We start from the raw sequence: 16,674 nt of genomic DNA, 5'->3' as shown, positions 1-16,674 counted from the left end.
GAACTCAGGCGGGAACGGGTGAGGCGGACCGGACGGAGAGCGCGGGAGCGGGCCGCAGGGACCGGGCGAGCGAGACGGTCTCGGGCAGCGGCTCCACCCCGAGTTCGTGCCGCAGCACCTCGCACAGCCGCTCGTAGGCGCGCAGCGCGCGGTGCCGGTTGCCCATGCGGGCGTGCAGCCGCATCAGGCGGCGATGAGCGTCCTCCGAGTACGGGTCGAGGTCGAGGAGGCGCAGGACGACGCTCAGCGCGGCGTCGTGCGCGCCCTGCGCCTCCAGGGTGGTGGCGTGCTCGCGCAACCCGATCAGCTGCCACTCCTCCAGCCGTTCGCGTTCGGCCCGCAGCCACTCGTCGAGCTCGGGGCAGTCGTCGAAGTCGTGCGTGCAGAGCAGACGTCCGGTGGGCGGCGCTCCTCCCGGAGCCTCGCTCCCCGGGAGGAGCGTGTGGAGATCGACGCGCACGTCCGGGTGCAGCGCGAGCGTCTCGCGACCCTCGACGAGCGGGGTGCCCGCGAGCGCCGTCAGCTTGCGCAGGAGATGGACGAGGTTGTTGCGCGCGGCGTCCTCGCGGGTGTCGGGCCACAGCAGCGACGTCAGCCGTGCGCGGCTCGCGTGACCCTCGACGGTGAGGTAGGCGAGGAGCGCGGCGGTCTTGCGTTCGACGGGCCGGTCGAGGCCCAGCGCGTCGCGGACCGTGGCGCGGCCCAGCACCCGCACCAACGTGGAAGCCGTTTCGGTCACCGCACCCTGCTTCATACGTCCTCCAGCGTCGTCGTCCCGGGAAAGAACTGCAGACCGTACCGCTCACCGACCGCCACGAGGCGCGGCACGTCGGGCGGTCCGGGCGCGTCTGGCCAGAACCCCACGGCGGGACGCGCCACCTCGCGCAGGAAGTGCTCGAACCCGGCGGGGCTGTAGGTCACGCACAGGCGGGCCGTGTCGCTGAGCACGTGCAGCGCGTGGGGAACCCCGCGCGGCAGGAGCAGCACCTGACCGGGGGCCGCCTCGGCGTACCGATCGCCGACGTGAACGCCCAGGCGGCCCTCCATCACGGCGATCAGTTCGTCCTCGTGGCGATGGACGTGCACGGGCAGCTCGAAGGAACGGCGGGCGCACAGGTCGAGGACGGCGAGGCGGCCCCCGGTGTCCTCGCCGCTCAGCAGCACGCTGAACCGGTCGGCGCGCAGGTCGTAGGTGTTGTCGCGCGTGACACGGCGCACGAAGACGGGTTCGGTCGGGTTCATACGTCACCTCCAGCTCTGAGGGCAGTGTAGGAAGGGCGCGGTCCGCGCTCATCCCTGATCCGGGGGGGAACTCGCGTCCCCCCCGCCAGGGGGAAGGCGGCACCTATACTGGAGTCAGTCCCATGGCCGTCCCCCTCACCTCGGCGCTGCCCACCTCTCCGACCGCCCTGATCGGACGGGAGCGGGAGCTGGATCAGGTCGCGCAGATCCTGAACTGGCCCGAGGTGGCCCTGCTCACCCTGACCGGCCCGGGCGGGGTCGGCAAGACGCGGCTCGCGCTGGAAGCCGCGCGGGCGCTCGCGCCGCGCTTCCCGGACGGGGTGCTGTTCGTGCCGCTCGCGCCGCTGGAACGCGCCGAGGGGGTACTGCCCGCCGTGGCGCGCGCGCTGGGCGTGCAGGAGTCCGCGCGGAGCCTCGTGGAGACGATCGGCGCGGTTCTCGCGGGACGGGCGCCCCTGCTGGTGCTCGACAACTTCGAGCACGTCATGGACGCCGCGCCGGAGCTCGGACGGTTGATGGGTCTCGCGCCGGACGTCACGCTGCTCGTCACGAGCCGTGAGCGGCTGCGGCTGTACGGCGAGCACGAGTTCCCGGTGCCGCCGCTCGGCCTGCCTCGCCCGCAGGACCCGACGGGCGAGGCGGTCCGGCTCTTCTGCGAACGTGCGCGTGCCGTGCGGCCCGACCTCGTGCTGGGCGAGAACGAGCTGGCGCTCGTGGAGGACATCTGCCGTCAGCTCGACGGGCTGCCCCTCGCGATCGAGCTGGCCGCCGCGCGCACCCGCCTGCTGAGCGTCGCGGCGCTGCGCGACCGTCTCGCGCGGCGGCTGTCGCTCCTGACCGGCGGCGCGCGAGACCTGCCGGAACGGCAACGCACGATCCGCGCCGCCATCGACTGGAGCCACGCCCTGCTCGACCGTGACGAGCAGCGGCTCTTCGCGCGGCTGGGCGTGTTCGTGGGCGGCTTCTCCCTGGAGGCCGCCGAGGCCGTCTGCGGTGAGGACCTCGACGTGCTCGGCGGCCTCGCGTCCCTCGTGGACAAGAGCCTCGTGCAGGTGGACCTCACGGGCTCCACCCGCTACCGGATGCTCGAAACGGTGCGTGAGTACGCGCTGGAGTCCCTGCAGGCGAGCCCCGAGGAGACGGACGTGCGCCGCGCCCACCTCGACTTCTTCCTCGCCCTCTCGGGCCGGGTGGACCGCCTCGTCCAGGGGTACGGGAAACCCGCACTCGCCGCGGTCGTGCGGGCCTTCGAGGAGTGGGAGCTCGAACGGCCGAACATCCTCGCGGCGCTGGAGTTCGCGGCCCGAATCCAGCACGAGGCCGCCCTGTCCGCCTTCGCGAGTCATTTCGCGCCCCTGTCGTCCGCGCGGCTGGACTACGCGTCGGCGTCGCTCGTGAGGGCCGCGCTGGCCAGCGTGCCCCCGGACGGCTCGGCGGCGGGGTGGTTGCGGTACGCGCTGGCGTTCCTCGCGTACCGTCGCGGCCTGTTCGAGGAGGGCCGCGAGTTCGCGGAGGCGAGCGTCGCGACCTTCGAGGCGCGAGGGGACGAGCGCGGCCTCGCGGCGGCACTGCAGGTCCGAGCGTACCTGACCCTGCCCGTGGACGCGCGGGCCGCCGTGCGCGATCTCGAACGGTCCCTCGCGTGGACCCGCCCGCACGACGACCACCTCGTCAGCGTGATGAGCCTCGGCATGCTCGGCAGCGTCGCGTTGTGGCAGGGGCGGCCCGACGAGGCGCGCAGGATCGTCGGGGAGGCCATCGTGCTGACCGAGGAGGCGCACAACTACATCGGCCGGGCCTGGGCGCAGATCATCCTCGCGGCGGTGGACCTGCAGGGCGGCGAGCCCGACCGCGCGCGCGGAGCGCTGCTCGACGTCCTGAGCGTCGGTGAGCAGCTGGGCTCGACGGACCTGCAGGTCTGCGCCCTGTGCGGTCTGGCCGCGTGGGCGGCGCACGAGGGCCGCGGGGTACAGGCGGCGCGCTTCTGGACGGTCGCGACGACGCTCGCCGATCGTCGCAACTACGACCCCGGTCTGGCGCAGGCGCTGTTCGCGCCCCGACTGGCGACGCTGCTGGAACGCGGGGACGAGCCCGACCTGTCACGCGCCGTGCAGGAAGGTCAGGTGCTCGACGCGGCGGACCTCATCCGCCAGCTCATCACGTCCGGCGTGCCCGAGGAGGTCAGGACGGCGGCCACCCCGCGCGCCCCGACGACGTTCACGCTCACCCCACGCGAACGCGAGGTGCTCGCGCTGCTCACGCAGGGCCTGTCGAACAAGCAGATCGCCGCGCGGCTCGGTACCGGCGTGTACACCGTCACGGATCAGGTGAAGGCGGTGCTGGGCAAGCTCGGGGTGCCCAACCGCGCCGCCGCCACCCGCTACGCGCTGGAGCACGGGCTCGTCTAGCGCGCGGCGCTCAGCGGGGCGAGTGGATCACCTTGAGGCTCGTGTACTCCGACGCGCCGGGCATGCCGGGCACGTCCTGACGCCACGTCCAGCGGTTCAGCACGGCCCCCGACGGCGCCTCGTGCGAGCCGACCGGCGGGAGGTAGGCCCCCGAGGGCATGAGCTCCGGCTGGTGGGCGAGACGGAACGGCAACGCCCACGTGAAGTCGCCCGCGCCCGGAATGACCGCCGTGGCCGGCCCGCAGCTCGCGCGGGTGAACTGCTGCGGTCCCGTCACCTTGTACTGGAAGGCGTACTCCGTGTAGGGCGACGCGAACGGTCCCGCCCGGTTGAAGGGCAGCACGCCGAGCCGTTCGACGCGCAGCAGGCCGCTCGTCGGAGTGACCTGCGCCACGCAGCCGTTCGTGAAGGCGTAGTCGGTGCGCGTCAGGGTCAGCGGCGCCTGACCGGACGCCTCGCGGGTCCGGAGGTCCACCGTGAGGGGCACCACGCCCTCCACCTCGGTGGTGATGACGACGTCCATGTCGGCGTGCCGCAGCCGGACCTCGGAACGCAGGACGACCTCGAAGCTGAGGCAGCGCTCCAGCGCGCCGCGCAGGGGCGTGAAGTCGCCGACGAGGCCGGGCCTGAGGATGAACGCGTTGCGCTCCAGGTACGTCCACGCGACGTCCGCGCCCGGACCGGGCGTGCAGCGCGCGCGGAGGTCGTCGGCCTGACGGCGGATCAGTCGCTCGACGCCCGTGACGGCCTGCTCCACCTGCGGTTCGAGCGTCGTCACCCGCTCCCGGCGGACCTCCTCGACCCAGCCCGTCACGAGCGTCGTGAGGGCCTCCAGGGTGAGGCCGCTGGTCCCGTCGAGCTTCGGCGCGACCCTCCTCGTGAACTCGCTCCTGAGCCGCTGCTCGGTGGGACCCTGGGCGAGGGCCGACGTGACGGTCAGCGCGAGCAGCAGGGTGACGAGAGGTGTCCTTCGTGCGTTCATGGTGGGCCTCCTGGCCGTGTCGGCGAGATCACCGTACGGGCCGCGGCGTGGCCGGGACGTGGTCGGAGGATGGGCGGCGCGTCCGGGCGTGCCTCGGGGGCATGCTTCAAGTCCGGTTCACCTCGCTGCCACACGGCGCGTCCCCACGACACGTAGGCTGACCCGCGAAGGAGGACCGCATGACGCAGGACCACCGCCCGTCCGATCTGCCGATGGAGCGCCTCACCGGAGCGCTCGAGGAGGTCGCGCACTTCCACGGCCCCATGCCGACCGGCGTCACCGTCTCCCGGGAGGGCCGTATCTTCGTCAACTTCCCGAAGTGGGGGGACGACGTGAAGTTCACCGTCGCGGAACTGCGGGACGGTCAGCCCGTCCCGTACCCCGACGAGGACACCAACCGGACCCGCGACGACGACCCGGCCGCGGCCTTCGTGAGCGTGCAGAGCGTCGTCGTCGATCCCATGGATCGCCTGTGGGTGCTCGACACGGGCAGCCCGATGTTCCGCCGCACCGAGTACGGCGGCCCCAAGCTGGTGTGCGTGGACCTCGCGACGAACGCCGTGGCCCGGAAGATCCTGTTTCCGCAGGACGTCGCGCTGCCCACCACGTACCTCAACGACGTCCGCTTCGACCTCCGCCGCGGCGCCGCCTTCATCACGGACAGCGCGCAGGACGGACCGAACGGCATCATCGTCGTGAACCTCGAGACGGGCGAGAGCTGGCGGCGCCTGAACGATCACCCCAGCACGAAGGCGCAGCCCGTCACGGAGTTCCTGCCGATGGTGGAGGGCCGTCCGTTCCTGGAGGTCACGCCGAACGCGCCGCCGAAGTCCGGGGCGGGTATGGGCGCCGACGGCGTCGCCATCGGCGCGGACGGCGCGCGGCTGTACTACTGCCCGCTCGGCAGTCGCCGCCTGTACAGCGTCAGCACCGACGCCCTGTGGAACCGCGAACTGAGCGACGAGGAGGTCGCCGCGACCGTCCGGGACGAGGGCGACAAGGGCGGCGGCGCGGACGGGCTGGAGAGCGACGCGGAGGGGCGCGTGTACGCCACGAACTACGAGCAGGGCGCCGTCACGCGCCGCGCGCCCGGCGGGGTGTGGGAAACGATCGTCCGTGACCCGCGCCTGCTGTGGCCCGACACGATGTCCCTCGCCGAGGACGGGTACCTGTACGTCACGGCGAACCAGCTGCACCGTCAGGCGCGCTACCACGAGGGCCGCGACGAGCGCCGCAGGCCCTACACGCTGTTCCGCCTGCGGGTGGACGCGCGGCCCGTGCGGCTGAAATGAACGGGTGGGTCACGTGGGGTGCCGGCCTCACGTGGCCGCGCCGGTAGTCTGGGGCGTGGACCCACAAGACGTCGTTCCGTTCGACCTGCACCGGATGTTCCTCGGGGACTTCCCGCCGCTCTTCCTGCTGGAGATCGTGTTCCGGACGGTGTTCCTGTACGTGTGGCTGCTGCTGCTGCTGCGCGTCGTCGGGCGGCGCGGGCTGGCGCAGCTCAGCATCGTGGAGTTCGGCATCGTCATCGCGCTCGGAAGCGCCGCCGGGGACGGCCTGTTCTACCCCGAGGTGCCGCTCGTGCACGCGATGCTGGTGATCCTGCTCGTGATCCTGATGCAGAAGGGCCTGACGGTGCTCATCAACCGGAGCGAGACGGTCGAGACGTTCGTGGAGGGCCGCCCCGTCTGCGTCGTGGAGGACGGCCGCGTCCGGCTCGAAGGGCTGCCGTCCATCGGGCTCTCCACCGAGGAACTGTTCGAACGGCTGCGGGAGCGCGACGTGGCGCAACTCGGGCAGGTGAGGTACGCCTTCCAGGAGCAGAGCGGGAACCTCAGCGTGTTCCTCTTCCCGGACGCGGACGTGCGGCCGGGCCTTCCACTGGTGCCGCCCGACGATCTGCGGACGCCGACGAAGGTGCCGTTCAGCGCCGACCCGACCGCCATGATCGCCTGCACGAACTGCGGGAACGTCGTCCCGCAGGGCGACCGACCGTTCCCCTGCCCGCGCTGCGGCCGGGTACGCTGGGTGAGGGCGACGCTCCAGACCGACGTCGCGCGATGACCGCCGCGTCGCGTCGACCGTTCCTTCCGCCGACGCGCACCCTGCCCGACGGTGACCGGGCGTTCGACTTTGTGCTGACGCCCTCGACCCGCCGAGATGCTAGGGTGCCCCTCGGGCCCCGCGTCGTGCGGGCGCCGCGCAGAAGGGGAGGACGATGGAACTCGATGGACAGAACAGGGTGAACGCCTCACCCGAGCGGGTGTGGGCCGCGCTGAACGATCCCGCCGTGCTGGAGCGCTGCGTGCCCGGCCTGTCGGGCGTGACACGCGACGGGGACGTGCTGACCGCCGCGATGGAATTGACCTTCGGCTCGGCGCGCGGGACGTACCGGGGGCAGATCCGCGTTCTGGAGGAACGCGCGCCGGAATACGCCCGGCTCGCGGCGGAGGGCCGTTCGCCCGTCGGGATGCTGCGGGGCGAGGCGACCGTACGGCTCGAACGGAGCGGTGAGGGAACGCTCGTGCGCTGGCAGGGCAGTTCCAGGCTGGGCGGGGTCCTCGCGTTCGTCGGACGCTCGGTCCTGCAGGGTGTGGCGAGGTCGCATGCCGAGGCGTTCTTCGCGCGACTCGACGAGGAGTTGCGCGCGACCTGAGGGCGGACCGGGATCGGCAGGGTGCTGCGGGAGCCCGTTGTGTCGGGACGTGCCGGACGGGGCACGCGGGACCACCTCACCGCTCGGCGCGGGCAGCGCGAGCGGGTCGAGGGTGGAGTTCAGCACGCAGGCGCTCCCGACGATGGTGTCGTTGCACGGCGAACTGCGTGACGGGGACCGGGTCGTCGGAGAGGTGTCCGGCTCGAGCGGTCTCGTGGACCCCGAGCAGCACCTGACGGTCACGCTGGAACGCGAACGGTACGCGGTGACGCTGCGCCGCCCCTGAGGAGACGTGCATGACGAGGCGGCGCGGGTTCGTCACCCGCGCCGCCGTCCGGCGACCGACGTTCGAGGACGGGCAGGGCGGGGGCGCCGTGCGGCATGGGCGTCCTCTCTGGGAGCGCTCTCAGCTCAGGAGGAGGCCGCCGGTCGCGCCGAACACGCCGCCGGTGCTGTAGCTCGAATCCTCGGAGGCGAGGAACACGTACAAGGGCGCGATCTCGGCCGGTTGCCCCGGACGTTTCATGGGCGTCTCGCTGCCGAACTGCTCGATCTTCTCCTGCGGCTGACCTCCGGTGGGCTGCAGGGGCGTCCAGAAGGGCCCTGGCGCGACGGCGTTCACGCGGACGCCCTGTTCGGCCACCTGCTGCGCGAGCGCCTGGGTGAACGCCACGATCGCCGCCTTCGTCGGGGCGTAGTCGAGCAGCATCGGCGAGGGCTGCGACGCCTGGATGGACGCGGTGTTGATGATCGTGGCGCCCGCCGGGAGGTGCGGCATGGCGGCCTTCGTGATCCAGAACATGGCGTAGACGTTCGTGCGGAACGTCGCGTCGAACTGCTCGGTGGAGAGGTCCGCGATCTGCTTGACCGCCTGCTGCTTGCCGGCGTTGTTCACGAGCAGGTCGAGCCCGCCGAGTTCGCGGACGGCGTCCTCGACGAGCTTCACGCAGAAGGCCTCGTCGGTGATGTCGCCGGGCAGGGCGACGGCGCGGCGGCCCGCCTCCTCGATGAGGGCGATCACCTCGCGCGCGTCCGTCTCCTCCTCGGGGAGGTAGTTGATGGCGACGTCGGCGCCCTCGCGGGCGTACGCGATGGCGACGGCGCGGCCGATGCCGCTGTCGCCGCCCGTGATGAGCGCCTTGCGGCCCGCGAGGCGGCCCGTGCCCCGGTAGCTCCGCTCGCCGTGATCGGGTGCGGGGTTCATGGCGTGCGTGTCGCCGGGCGCGTCCTGAGGCTGGCGGGGAAAGGGCGGAGCGGGGTACTTCCTGGTGGGGTCCTGCGTCATGCGGTCCTCCTTCGCGGGTCAGCCTACGAGCGTCGGGGGAGCGTCACGTGGCACCGGGGTGAACCGGACTTGATTCATGGGCGGTTTCCGCGCTCGCGTCGGCGCGCGAACGTGCGTGACGTGACCGTTCGGACGTTCCCTTCAGCCGTTCTCACCGCGCGGCGCGTGGCCGCCGAGGGTGAGGCCCGCGTGCAGGGTGTCGAGCAGGACCTCGAAGCTGCGGTCCACGCCGAGCGGCAGGCCGAAGCCGCCGCCGAGTTCGAGGGACACGAACCCGCGCAGCGCGGCCCGCAGGACGCGCACGTGGTGCAGGGCGTCCTCGCCCTCGTGGCCGTAGCCGCGCAGCACGGCCAGGATCAGGTTCACGTACGCGCCGCCGATTCGGCGTGACTCCTCGCTCTGCGCCGCGACGGGCAGTTCCATCGCGGCGTACAGGCCCGGGTGGGCGCGGGCGTAGTCGCGCTGGGCGTGCGCGAGCGCGTGGAGGGCGTCACGGCCGGAGCGTCCGGCGGCGGCGTCGCGGCTGACGTCGAGGAGCTCGCGGTAGCCGCGCCGGGTGAGGCCGTCGCGCAGCGCGTCGAGGCTCTGGACATGGTTGTACAGCGAGGGCGGCTTCACCCCGAGTTCCGCCGCGAGGCGGGCGACGGTGAGCGCGCCGAGACCCTCGCGGTCGGCGACCTGCGCGGCGGCGTCGAGGACGCGGTCCGCGTCGAGTCCGGCGCGCGGCACTAGCGCAGGCCCCGCAGGAACGTGAGGACGCGCGGCGTGACGAGGTCGGGCTCCTCCACGTGCGGGTAGTGGCCGGAGCCCTCGACGAGCATCAGCTCGCCGTGCGTGCGCTCCGACACCCAGCGGCCCTCGGCGCTCGCGTCGGGGAAGTCCGGGTCCTTCGTGCCCATCACGACGAGGGTGGGCGCGTGGACTTCGCTCACGAGGGGCTCGGTGTCGGCCTTGCTGGCGAAGATCATGGCTTTCAGGGCGTGCATGCGGCCGGGCTCGGCGAGGTTGGCGCGGACGCGGGCCTCGTACGCGGCGTGATCGGCGGCCTGACGGGCCGGGAAGAGGCTCTTGCGGTAGGTCATCCAGAACGCGAGGTTCCAGGGGCCGCCGAACAGGAGCTTCATGGCGGGGCGCATGTACCACGGGGAGGGAAGGTCGCGGGTGACCGGGCCGATCAGGACGAGGCCCGCGACGCGTTCGGGGCGGTCGTGGGCGGCCCACAGGGCGGATCCGGCGGCGAAGCTGTTGCCGAGGATGACCGCGCGCGAAGCGCCGAGGTGGTCGATGAGGGCGAGGGCGTCTCGTCCGACGGCGTGCGCGCCGTAGTCGTCCCAGGTGGCGTCGGTGTCGCCGTGGCCGCGCACGTCCATCGTGACGACGCGGTACCCGGCGGCGTGGAGGGCGGGCGCGAGGAGGCGGTACTGGCCGCGCAGGTCGCCCATGCCGGGAATGGCGAGGACGAGGGGACCGTCACCGTGCGTGTCGTCGTAGGCGAGGCGGCCCTGCGGGGTGACGAGGTACTCCGTGCTGGGCGGTGTGGCGGCGTGGGTGTGGGCGGCTGCGGTCAGGGCGGTCAGGGCGAGCGCACGGTGGTTCATGACTCCTCCTATTGGTATTCGTATTTTGACTAATAGTATTAGTTTTGTCAAGTGCTCGAGCTGGAGACCTGCTCCCCGGTCGACCACGGCGATGACGCACCCATCACTTCACCCGGAAGAACACGTCACCTCGCCGCTGCCCTCGCCGAAGAGAGGGCCCGGCCACGTCGATCGAGCTCCGCGCGCGAGACGCCGCCCACCGCGTACAGCGCCGACGCCTCCCGGTACGCTCGCTCCGCCGCCGCGAGGGCCACCTTCGGGTCCAGCACGGCCTTCCCGGCGGGCGCCTCCCCTGCCTGCACGCGCGCGAGCACGGCGCGCGCGCTCGTCAGGTCCGCCGATCGATTCTGCACCTCCACGCGGGCGACGGCGCCCACGGCGTACAGCTCACGGGCCGTCTGCAGGTCCGCCTCGGCCTGCCACGCGGCCTGACGGGCCGCGCGGACCGCCGCGGGATCCGGACCCACGGGAACGGTCGTGGAATCCTTCCGACCCGGTGCCGCGCTCGCCGTCGCCGTACCGGGCCCGAGCGCCGCGACGCCCGTCAATCCGCCCGGGTCCACGATGCGCCCCGCCGCGTCACGAATCATGACGTGCACGTGATAGCCCGTCGAGTTGCCCGTCGTGCCCTCGTACCCCAGCGCCGCGCCCGCCTGGGCCTTCTGACCGGACGCGGGCCCCACGTACCCACCGAGATGCCCGAACGTGACGCTCGCGCCGGACGACGCGACGAGCTTCACCCAGCGGCCCAGCCCGCTGAAATTCCCCTTCGCGTCACGCTGCTCGCCCCGGAAGACCTTCCCGGTGAAGGGCGCGTGGATGGCGGCTCCCTTCGCGCCGTCCCGTCCGGGCTGCCCGAGCGCGACGTCCCAGCCGTTGTGTCCGCTCACGCCGTACCCGTAGACGTCCACCGTACCGCCGGTCTCCGGGTCCGCGTGGCTCGGGTGCGCCCCGAAGCCCTGCGTGACGCGGTACCCCGCGCTGCCCGCCACCGCCGCGAGGAACGCGCGCGCGGCCGCGCTCTCGGGATACGACACGACCGGAGCCGCGCACGCGGGCAGCGCGAGAAGAGCGGAGAGGACGAGGGCCCCGGCGTGACGGGCCCGTGACTTGCTGATCATGGCTCCTCCCGAACGTCCGGATCTGCCGGACGTGACTGGGCCGAGTTTCCCGCGCGCGCGTTCAGGGTCCGCGAGGGGGTTGTTCAGAATCAGAGTAGAGGCCCCGGCGCGGACCGTGGTGGGAAGCGCGCGGCGCGACCATGCGCCACCCGGACGTCCCGGGACGTGTAGGCTGGAGGCGCACCACCTCACCGTCACCGGGACGTCCCTGGGCGTCCGCCGACCTCACCCGCGCGGGTTCGTCGCCCTCCCGGCTGCTGCGACCCGACCCGGGCGTCCCCTCCCGCAGGAGCGACGCATGAGCACCACCGACGCCACCCGAACCGACGTCCACCCCACCGTCCAGTTCTTCGAGGACATGCTCGACCACGTCTTCGTCGATCCCGAGCGCACCCTCGTCGAGCGCGGGGCGGGGTACGCCCTCGCGACCACGTTCGCGTCCTCGCCCGACCTGAACCTCGTCTACGTCGAGCCGGGCGACGCCGCGCCCTTCGACCCGGTCGCCCTCGCGGCCCGGCTCGGCGAACTCCGGGTGCCCTTCCTGTGCGTGGTCACGCCGGGCGGCGTGAGCGCCGGCGCGAGCGACGCCCTCACGGGCGCGGGCATCCCGCCGCTGAGCGAGCTGCCGATCATGACCGTGTCGTTCGACCGCCTTCGCGAGCAGGACGCCGACGTGCCCGGGCTGGACATCGGGCGTGTCCGCACGTCCGAGGACTGGAAGGCATGGTGCGCCGCGTGCGGCGACGCCTTCGACTTCACCGAGGAGTTCGCGCGGAGCGCCGAGGCCGCGCTCCGCGCCTCGGCGCTCGATCCCGCGTCACGCGCGCGCTACTACGTCGCTCGACTGGACGGAGAACCCGTCGGGACGACCCTCGCGGTGCTGGGGCGGCAGGAGGTGGGGCTGTGGTGCATCGGCACGGCGAAGGCCGCGCGTCGCCGCGGCGTCGGAGCCGCCATGACCACCGCACCGCTGCTCGACGCGCGGGGGGAGGGTTACACGACCGCGCGGCTCGGCGCGACGCCGATGGGATTTCCCGTGTACGAACGGCTCGGCTGGACCGTCGAGCACCGCTCGCCCTTCCACCTGTTCCAGCCTCCCGGCGTGGGGGCGACGCACGCATGACGGGCAGGTGAGGGACAATCATTCGCGTCCACAACCGGCGCTCAGCTTCGGGGCGTAACGTCCGGGCAGTCCACCGGGAGCACGCCGACGCTCCCGGTGGAGAAGGGAGTTCGTATGGACGACGAGCGAAGCTTGGCCGAGCGGCAGGAGCGCGGCGAGATCGTCATCTCCCCCGACGCGCAGGACCGTGAAGGCGAACAGGAGGCCAACGAGAGCCCCACGGAGCGCGCCGTGAAGTTCCAGCAGCATCAGGAGGGCGGGATCGTCCCGGACGACGAGGACGGCTGAGCGGAACTTCAGGGTGGACGCCTGTCGTGGCGCCGGAGTCGAGCGTGGAGCGTGGCGGGCGGGCCAAGGTGCCCGCCCGCCACGCGGGGCTGGGTTCAGGAGGGCTTGAGGATCATCAGGACGAGCAGGAGCGTGCCGAGGGTGGCGGCGAGCATGTGCAGGGCGCTCACCTGCTTCAGCAGGACCTCCGTGGCGCTCGTGGCGCTCACACTGAGCGTGCCGTCCGGGGAGACGTTCACGGAGGTGGGGAGCACGTCGCCCCCTTCTCCGCGCGTGAGGGCGAGCAGCCGCCTCTCGCGCGGGAAGGCGAACGCGATCACCACGATCTGCACGAGCGCGTACAGCACGAGGCTCCCGACGAGCCACAGCTGGGTGACGGGACCGTAGCTGCCCACGAGGAGGAGCGCGATGCCGGTGAGCACCGCGAGGGTCCCGCCGATCTTCGGGAAGAAGGTGAGCCGGTCCGCGAGTTCGAGGTTGTGCCTCAGCGCGTCGCCGCGCAGGCCGGGGCGCAGGAGCAGCAGACCGAAGTACGTCGGGCCGATGCCGATGACGGCGGAGAGGACGTGGACGAGGACGAGCAGTTTGAGCATGGGAACCTCCGGGTCCGGACGCGCGATGAGGATACTGTGAGGAAACTTCAGATCACTGTACCCCATCGGGTTCCCACGTCGAACATCAGCGAGCGAACGGCTTCCGACCGCGAGGCGACGGCCGACCTCGTCCGACGCTCCTCACATGCCCAGCACGGGATGAGGCTCGTACGGCGCCTCCAGCATCCCGAGGTCCTCCTCGGACAGACGCAGGTCCAGCGCGCCCACCGCGTCCGTGAGGTGCTCCATCCGGCTCGCCCCGATGATCGGCGCGGTCACCCCGGAACGCGAGAGGAGCCACGCGAGCGCCACCTGCGCGGGCTTCACGCCCAGTCGAGCCGCCACCGTGGTCACCGCGTCCAGCACCGCGAAGTCGCCCGGCGTGCGGTACATGCCCTGCGCGAACGAGTCGCTCGCCGCGCGCGTGGTGCGCGCCTCGCCCCCGGCGCGGTTCCCCGCGAGGAAACCGCGCGCCAGCGGACTCCAGGGGATGACGCCCACGCCGTCCTCCACGCACAGCGGGATCATCTCGCGTTCCTCCTCGCGGTACACGAGGTTGTAGTGGTTCTGCATGCTCACGAAGCGCGTGAGGCCCAGCCGGTCCGCGGCGTGCTGCATCTTCGCGAAGCGGTACGCGGGCATGCTGCTCGCGCCGATGTAACGCACCGCGCCCATCCGCACGAGGTCGTGCAGGGCCGTCATCGTCTCCTCGATCGGCGTCTCCTCGTCGAAACGATGAATCTGGTACAGGTCGATGTAGTCCGTCCCGAGCCGCTTCAGGCTCGCCTGCACCGCGTCCATGACGTGCTTGCGCGACAGGCCGCGGTCGTTGGGCCCCTCGCCCATCCGGTTGAAGACCTTCGTCGCGACCACCACCTGGTCTCGTCGCGCGAAGTCACGCAGGGCCCGGCCGAGGATCTCCTCGCTCGCACCGAGCGAGTACACGTCGGCCGTGTCGAAGAAGTTGATGCCGTGCTCCAGCGCCGCCCGAATGAAGGGGCGGCTCTGATCCTCCGGCAGCACCCAGTCGCGCCACGCGGGGTCGCCGTACGTCATGGTGCCGAGGGAGAGACGCGAGACCTTGAGACCGCTCTGACCGAGTCGTACGTAGTCCACGATCCATCCTAAGCGGGCGCGGTCTCGGGTTCGGGAAGCGTTCCTTCACGCGCGACGGCGGCCTGTCGGTGCAGGGTCGGCGCGAGCGCCCGGTACGTCTCGCGGTAGGCGTCCAGGAGTTCGCGGTAGCGGACGTGACGCTCGGCGTCGGGCTCCACCGTCCGGGCGGAGCGGACCATGGCGCGCGCCGCCTCGGGAATGCTGGCGTACTCGCCCGCGCCCACGGCGGCGAGCACCGCCGAGCCCAGCGCGGGCGCGTCGGGCACCTCGGTGAGTTCGAGCGGGAGTCCGCTGACGTCCGCGTGGATCTGCAGCCACAGTTCGGAACGGGTGGCGCCGCCGCACACCACGACGCGCCTCGGCTCGTAGCCGCCGGCGCGCATCGCGCTCAGGACGTCCTCGGTGCCGTACGCGACGCCTTCGAGCACGGCGCGGAACAGGTGCGCGGGCGTGTGGGCGAGCGTGAGGCCGCTGATCACGCCGCGCGAGTCCGGGTCGGTGTGAGGGGTGCGGTTCCCCTGGAAGTGCTCCAGCACCACGAGGCCGTCCGCGCCGGGCGGCAGGGCGGAGGCGCGCTCGCCGAGCTCCTCGTACGAGGCGCCCTCGCCGAGCAGCCGGCGCAGCCACGCCACGACGGAGCCCGTGCTGGTCTGCCCGCCCTCCACGACGTGCAGGCCCGGCACGACCGCGTCCGGGTAGGAGCCCCACATGCCGCGCGCGCTGAGCTCGCGGTCGCTGAGGCCGAGGTGCAAGTGGGACGAGCCCGTGATGAACGCGAGCGAGCCGGGCTCCACCACGCCGAGGCCGGGCATCGCGACGAACGCGTCCGCGCCGCCCTGCACGACGGGCGTACCCGCGCGCAGCCCGAGGTGCTCCGACGCCCTCCGGGTGAGGCCGCCGATCATCTCGCCCATCGGGACGACCTCATGCGGGAAGCGGGCGAGAGCCTCCTCCAGTCCCACCGCGCGGTAGAGGCCCGTCTGGAAGCCGCCGCGCGAGCGGTCGTAGTGCCAGCGGATGGAGGTGTTGTTGAGGCTCGCGGTGAGGCGGCCCGTGAGGTGCAGGTTGAGGTAGTCCTGGTACTCGCACAGCGTCACGGCCGCGTCGAAGTTCGCGCGTTCGTTCTCCAGCAGCCACAGCGCCTTCGGGGCCATCCACTCCGCGCTGACGGGGCCGTACCCGTTGACGCGCAGCGCGGGATCGCCGCACGCCGCGATCCGCGCGGCCTGCTCGCCGGACCGCACGTCCATCCAGATCAGGGCGGGGCGGACGGGCTCGCCGCGCGCGTCGAGCGCGACGACGCTGCAGGAGGTGGTGTCGAGCGCGAGCGCGAGCACCTCGTCGGGCGAGACCCCCGACCCGCGCAGGACCCGACGTGTGGCCTCGCCGAGCGCGCGCCACCAGTCGCCGGGGTCCTGCTCGGCCCAGCCGGGGCGGGGGAAGCGCGTCGGGTACGCGGACGACGCGAACGCGACGGGACGGCCGCGCGGGTCGAAGAGCGCGGCGCGCAGACTCTCGGTGCCCCCGTCAATCCCAAGCAGGTACGGCATGCGTCACCTCCGTGAGGACGCGCGCCGGGTCGGCGAGGAGCCGCCCGAGCGTGCGGAGGAACAGCGCGGCCTCCACGCCGTCGAGGGCGCGGTGGTCGGCGCTGAGGGTGAGCCGGACGGTCCGGGCGACGCGGATGGCGCCGCCCTCGGCGATCACCTCGTCCGCCGCGGCGCCCACGGCGAGCATCGCGACGTTCGGCGGCAGGATCACGGCGCCGAACTCCTCCACCCCGTACATCCCGAGGTTCGAGACGCACAGCGTGGCGCCCGTCACGTCGTCCGCGCGTGCCCGCCCGGCCACGACGCGGGCACGGACGTCACGGACGCGGGCGCCGACGGCCTCCACGCCGAGCCGGTCCGCGTGCCGCACGACGCAGGTCACGGGACCCTGCGGGGTCGCGGCGATCACGCCGACGTGCACCTCCCCGAGGAGACGCAGGCCGTCTCCCTCGACGACGGCGTTCACGCGCGGGTGCTCGCGGGCGGCGAGGGCGGCGGCGCGGACGAACACGTCGCCCAGGGTGAAGACACGGCCACGCGCCCGTTCGGTGTCCACCTCCCGCACGAGCCGGGTGAGGTCCACGCGGACACGCACGTAGAAGTGCGGGACCTCCCGTGTGGACCTCTGCGTCGCGCGCGCCGTGGCGAGCTCGGCGCGGCTCAGGGGGAGGTACTCGCCCGGGTCGGGCCGGTCGGGCGTGGCGCGCGG

Annotated in this window: 18 protein-coding genes; 7 read left to right on the top strand and 11 right to left on the bottom strand. The window is 72.6% G+C overall.

The window, feature by feature from the left end; all coding sequences use genetic code 11:
• Window positions 1–4 precede the first annotated feature (4 nt).
• Entirely contained in the window at window positions 5–754 is a 750-nt protein-coding gene (locus DEIPI_RS0123520) for an AfsR/SARP family transcriptional regulator (protein WP_027483395.1), read from the bottom strand.
• Window positions 751–1,242 (bottom strand): cupin domain-containing protein, encoded by a 492-nt coding sequence (locus tag DEIPI_RS34080; protein WP_052351964.1) that lies wholly within the window; start codon window positions 1,240–1,242, stop codon window positions 751–753. The genes DEIPI_RS0123520 and DEIPI_RS34080 overlap by 4 nt, the downstream gene beginning before the upstream one ends.
• Window positions 1,243–1,364: 122 nt before the next feature.
• Between DEIPI_RS34080 and DEIPI_RS0123510 the strand changes: the two genes are divergently transcribed.
• The gene (locus DEIPI_RS0123510; protein WP_027483394.1) at window positions 1,365–3,650 is read left to right on the top strand and encodes a LuxR C-terminal-related transcriptional regulator; all 2,286 of its coding nucleotides are present in this window, start codon (window positions 1,365–1,367) and stop codon (window positions 3,648–3,650) included.
• A 10-nt stretch (window positions 3,651–3,660) separates the two neighbouring features.
• On the opposite strand, the gene DEIPI_RS0123505 is transcribed toward DEIPI_RS0123510, so the two are convergent.
• Window positions 3,661–4,632 (bottom strand): hypothetical protein, encoded by a 972-nt coding sequence (locus DEIPI_RS0123505; protein ID WP_027483393.1) that lies wholly within the window; start codon window positions 4,630–4,632, stop codon window positions 3,661–3,663.
• 179 nt (window positions 4,633–4,811) lie between these two features.
• Between DEIPI_RS0123505 and DEIPI_RS0123500 the strand changes: the two genes are divergently transcribed.
• The 4 genes from DEIPI_RS0123500 (at window position 4,812) to DEIPI_RS0123485 (ending at window position 7,577) form a co-directional block, all read left to right on the top strand.
• Window positions 4,812–5,924 carry an L-dopachrome tautomerase-related protein gene (locus DEIPI_RS0123500; protein WP_027483392.1) on the top strand — a complete coding sequence of 371 codons (1,113 nt, stop codon included), beginning with the start codon at window positions 4,812–4,814 and terminating at the stop codon, window positions 5,922–5,924.
• A 55-nt stretch (window positions 5,925–5,979) separates the two neighbouring features.
• Window positions 5,980–6,699 (top strand): YetF domain-containing protein, encoded by a 720-nt coding sequence (locus DEIPI_RS34075; RefSeq protein WP_245588634.1) that lies wholly within the window; start codon window positions 5,980–5,982, stop codon window positions 6,697–6,699.
• A 154-nt stretch (window positions 6,700–6,853) separates the two neighbouring features.
• Window positions 6,854–7,291: an SRPBCC family protein gene (locus DEIPI_RS0123490; protein ID WP_027483391.1), complete on the top strand. Its 438-nt coding sequence runs from the start codon at window positions 6,854–6,856 to the stop codon at window positions 7,289–7,291.
• A 49-nt stretch (window positions 7,292–7,340) separates the two neighbouring features.
• Window positions 7,341–7,577 carry a hypothetical protein gene (locus DEIPI_RS0123485; protein WP_027483390.1) on the top strand — a complete coding sequence of 79 codons (237 nt, stop codon included), beginning with the start codon at window positions 7,341–7,343 and terminating at the stop codon, window positions 7,575–7,577.
• A gap of 120 nt (window positions 7,578–7,697) precedes the next feature.
• On the opposite strand, the gene DEIPI_RS0123480 is transcribed toward DEIPI_RS0123485, so the two are convergent.
• From DEIPI_RS0123480 to DEIPI_RS0123465, 4 genes are all read right to left on the bottom strand, one after another.
• A complete protein-coding gene (locus DEIPI_RS0123480) occupies window positions 7,698–8,576 on the bottom strand; it encodes an SDR family oxidoreductase (RefSeq protein ID WP_027483389.1) in 879 nt (292 codons plus the stop codon).
• A 141-nt stretch (window positions 8,577–8,717) separates the two neighbouring features.
• Window positions 8,718–9,305, bottom strand: a complete 588-nt coding sequence (locus tag DEIPI_RS34070; RefSeq protein WP_045235030.1) for a TetR/AcrR family transcriptional regulator — start codon at window positions 9,303–9,305, stop codon at window positions 8,718–8,720.
• Entirely contained in the window at window positions 9,305–10,174 is an 870-nt protein-coding gene (locus DEIPI_RS0123470; protein WP_027483388.1) for an alpha/beta fold hydrolase, read from the bottom strand. Before DEIPI_RS0123470 ends, DEIPI_RS34070 begins: the two co-directional genes overlap by 1 nt.
• 125 nt (window positions 10,175–10,299) lie before the next feature.
• A complete protein-coding gene (locus DEIPI_RS0123465; RefSeq protein WP_027483387.1) occupies window positions 10,300–11,295 on the bottom strand; it encodes a M23 family metallopeptidase in 996 nt (331 codons plus the stop codon).
• Window positions 11,296–11,593: 298 nt separating this feature from the next.
• On the opposite strand from DEIPI_RS0123465, the gene DEIPI_RS36075 reads away from it, so the two are divergent.
• On the top strand, window positions 11,594–12,418 hold the full coding sequence (locus DEIPI_RS36075) for a GNAT family N-acetyltransferase (RefSeq protein WP_027483386.1): 825 nt from the start codon (window positions 11,594–11,596) through the stop codon (window positions 12,416–12,418).
• A 114-nt stretch (window positions 12,419–12,532) separates the two neighbouring features.
• Window positions 12,533–12,706 carry a hypothetical protein gene (locus DEIPI_RS38310; RefSeq protein ID WP_157463924.1) on the top strand — a complete coding sequence of 58 codons (174 nt, stop codon included), beginning with the start codon at window positions 12,533–12,535 and terminating at the stop codon, window positions 12,704–12,706.
• Window positions 12,707–12,801: 95 nt separating this feature from the next.
• Here the strand turns inward: DEIPI_RS38310 and DEIPI_RS0123450 are convergent, their stop codons facing one another.
• From DEIPI_RS0123450 to DEIPI_RS40605, 4 genes are all read right to left on the bottom strand, one after another.
• Complete coding sequence (locus tag DEIPI_RS0123450; protein ID WP_027483385.1) at window positions 12,802–13,299, bottom strand: DUF2269 family protein; 498 nt, start codon at window positions 13,297–13,299, stop codon at window positions 12,802–12,804.
• A gap of 141 nt (window positions 13,300–13,440) precedes the next feature.
• A complete protein-coding gene (locus DEIPI_RS0123445; protein ID WP_027483384.1) occupies window positions 13,441–14,415 on the bottom strand; it encodes an aldo/keto reductase in 975 nt (324 codons plus the stop codon).
• 8 nt (window positions 14,416–14,423) lie between these two features.
• The gene (locus tag DEIPI_RS34060) at window positions 14,424–15,965 is read right to left on the bottom strand and encodes an FGGY-family carbohydrate kinase (RefSeq protein WP_045235029.1); all 1,542 of its coding nucleotides are present in this window, start codon (window positions 15,963–15,965) and stop codon (window positions 14,424–14,426) included.
• On the bottom strand, window positions 15,943–16,674 hold a 732-nt coding region (locus tag DEIPI_RS40605; protein ID WP_027483383.1), incomplete at its 5' end, for a 2-oxo acid dehydrogenase subunit E2. The genes DEIPI_RS40605 and DEIPI_RS34060, both read right to left, overlap by 23 nt.

The sequence above is a fragment of the Deinococcus pimensis DSM 21231 genome (assembly GCF_000519345.1).
Taxonomy (GTDB): Bacteria; Deinococcota; Deinococci; order Deinococcales; family Deinococcaceae; genus Deinococcus_A; species Deinococcus_A pimensis.
Note: the sequence above shows the minus strand (reverse complement) of the source record. Positions and strands in the feature narration are given on the sequence as shown.

Excerpts from the sequence above, each read along its gene's own strand:
- DEIPI_RS0123520 (WP_027483395.1), bottom strand. The coding sequence starts at position 754 with ATGAAGCAGGGTGCGGTGACCGAAACGGCTTCCACGTTGGTGCGGGTG.
- DEIPI_RS34080 (WP_052351964.1), bottom strand. The coding sequence starts at position 1,242 with ATGAACCCGACCGAACCCGTCTTCGTGCGCCGTGTCACGCGCGACAAC.
- DEIPI_RS0123510 (WP_027483394.1), top strand. The coding sequence starts at position 1,365 with ATGGCCGTCCCCCTCACCTCGGCGCTGCCCACCTCTCCGACCGCCCTG.
- DEIPI_RS0123505 (WP_027483393.1), bottom strand. The coding sequence starts at position 4,632 with ATGAACGCACGAAGGACACCTCTCGTCACCCTGCTGCTCGCGCTGACC.
- DEIPI_RS0123500 (WP_027483392.1), top strand. The coding sequence starts at position 4,812 with ATGACGCAGGACCACCGCCCGTCCGATCTGCCGATGGAGCGCCTCACC.
- DEIPI_RS0123490 (WP_027483391.1), top strand. The coding sequence starts at position 6,854 with ATGGAACTCGATGGACAGAACAGGGTGAACGCCTCACCCGAGCGGGTG.
- DEIPI_RS0123480 (WP_027483389.1), bottom strand. The coding sequence starts at position 8,576 with ATGACGCAGGACCCCACCAGGAAGTACCCCGCTCCGCCCTTTCCCCGC.
- DEIPI_RS0123470 (WP_027483388.1), bottom strand. The coding sequence starts at position 10,174 with ATGAACCACCGTGCGCTCGCCCTGACCGCCCTGACCGCAGCCGCCCAC.
- DEIPI_RS0123465 (WP_027483387.1), bottom strand. The coding sequence starts at position 11,295 with ATGATCAGCAAGTCACGGGCCCGTCACGCCGGGGCCCTCGTCCTCTCC.
- DEIPI_RS36075 (WP_027483386.1), top strand. The coding sequence starts at position 11,594 with ATGAGCACCACCGACGCCACCCGAACCGACGTCCACCCCACCGTCCAG.
- DEIPI_RS38310 (WP_157463924.1), top strand. The coding sequence starts at position 12,533 with ATGGACGACGAGCGAAGCTTGGCCGAGCGGCAGGAGCGCGGCGAGATC.
- DEIPI_RS0123450 (WP_027483385.1), bottom strand. The coding sequence starts at position 13,299 with ATGCTCAAACTGCTCGTCCTCGTCCACGTCCTCTCCGCCGTCATCGGC.
- DEIPI_RS34060 (WP_045235029.1), bottom strand. The coding sequence starts at position 15,965 with ATGCCGTACCTGCTTGGGATTGACGGGGGCACCGAGAGTCTGCGCGCC.